Annotated in this window: 1 protein-coding gene; it reads right to left on the reverse strand. The window is 61.7% G+C overall.

The window, feature by feature from the left end:
- Positions 1-1813: amino acid adenylation domain-containing protein (locus VGD45_RS26755; RefSeq protein ID WP_331158451.1), on the reverse strand; the 1813-nt coding region annotated here is incomplete at both ends.

Raw genomic sequence — 1813 nt, forward strand, 5'->3', positions numbered from 1 at the left:
ATCTGCCCGCCAGCGGCCCAAGTCTCCCGTTCGATACATCCGCGCTTCGGCATCTTCGCTGAAGGGGTCGCGCACGAAGCGCTCGGCCGTCAGCTCCGGACGGTTCAGATATCCACGACCCACCGCGATGCCACCGATGCAAATCTCGCCGGCCACCCCGACGGGCACCGGCTCGCGGTCAGCATTCAATATGTAGATCCGAATGTTGGAGATCGGACGGCCAATCGGAATTCTGGCGTTCGCATCCTGCGCCGTGCATTCCCACGACGTTACGTCGACCGCCGCCTCGGTTGGCCCATACAAATTGCTCAGGCGCACATGCGGCAAGCGCTCCAGGCACTTTCTCGCCAAGCCCGCCGATAGTTCTTCGCCACTGCAGACGATCTGCCGCAAGCTCGCACACTCTTCCGAATGGCAGTGCTCCAGGAATGTTTGCAGCATCGAGGGAACAAAGTGCAGTCGGGTCACGCCGGATCGCTGAATCAATTGACTCAGGTAAGTGGGATCTTTGTGCCCTTCCGGGCGCGCCACGATCAGTTCCGCGCCACTCAGCAGCGTCCAGAAGAACTCCCATACCGACACATCGAAACTGAAAGGCGTTTTCTGCAGCACTCGATCCTGCGCACTCAGCGCGTAGCGTTCCTGCATCCAATGCAGCCGATTGGCGACGGCTCGATGCTCATTCATCGCCCCTTTGGGCTGCCCGGTGGAGCCGGAGGTGTAGATCACATATGCCAGGTTGCGCGATGACTGATCCGCTGATCGGCGTGGATTCTCCGCCGGACAACGCTGCAGTTCCGACTGCAGCTCGGCGCCATCGAGGCTCAGGACTCGTACACGAGCCTGCTCAGCGAGCAACTGTCCGGTCCGCTCCAGCAACGCCTCCTGCGTCAGCAACCATTGCACGCCGCTGTCTTCGATCAGGTAGGCGAGGCGCTCGCGCGGATAGCCGGGGTCGAGCGGCACGTAAGCGCCGCCGGCCTTCAAGATTCCCAACAGCCCGACCACCATTTCCAGGCTGCGCTCGACACACAGCCCCACCAGCGTGTCCGCGGTGACGCCCGACTCACGCAGGTAATGCGCCAGTCGATTGGCTCGGTCGTTCAACTCGGCATACGTCAATCGCTCGCCTTCGTACACCACCGCCGTGTTGTTCGGCGTCTTCGCGACTTGCGCTTCAAACAACTCGTGCAGACAATCCTCTTGCGGATACACCGCCTGCGTGGCGTTCCATTCGCGCAGCAGTTGATGCTGTTCCGAGGCCGGCAGCACCGACACACTCAGCACTGATCTCCCTGGCTGCTCCTGCAGCGCGCCGATCAGCCCGGTGAGCGCCGCTTCGAGGTAGTCGATCACACGGTGCGGATCGATGCTGCGATCGACTTGCACGTCGATCGAGAACTCCTTGTCTGAGTCGTCGATGGAGGCAATGAAAGGATAGTTGGTTCTCTCCTGCGCATGAATCAGCGTGATGCCATCGTCACTAAACGGTCCCGCCACACTGTGCGAGTGCCGATAGTTGAGCAGCGCGCTGAACAGTGAGACATTCGCCGCCAGCCCGCTGCATTGCTGAGCGAGCGACAGCGGGGCCTGTTCGTACGGAAGCAAGTCGCGCAAGGCCCGGTCCACCTGCGCCACCATCTGCACGACTGTCATTCCCTCCAAATGCAATCGCAACGGCAGCGTGTTGATGAACATGCCCAGCATGTCCTGCACGCCGCTCGTGCCCTGCAAGCGCCCCGACAGGACCGTGCCGAACACCACATCGCTTCGACCGCTGCAGGCCGCGACCACCATCGCCCAGGCGGTATGA

This window comes from Steroidobacter sp., from assembly GCF_036402275.1.
GTDB lineage: Bacteria > Pseudomonadota > Gammaproteobacteria > Steroidobacterales > Steroidobacteraceae > Steroidobacter.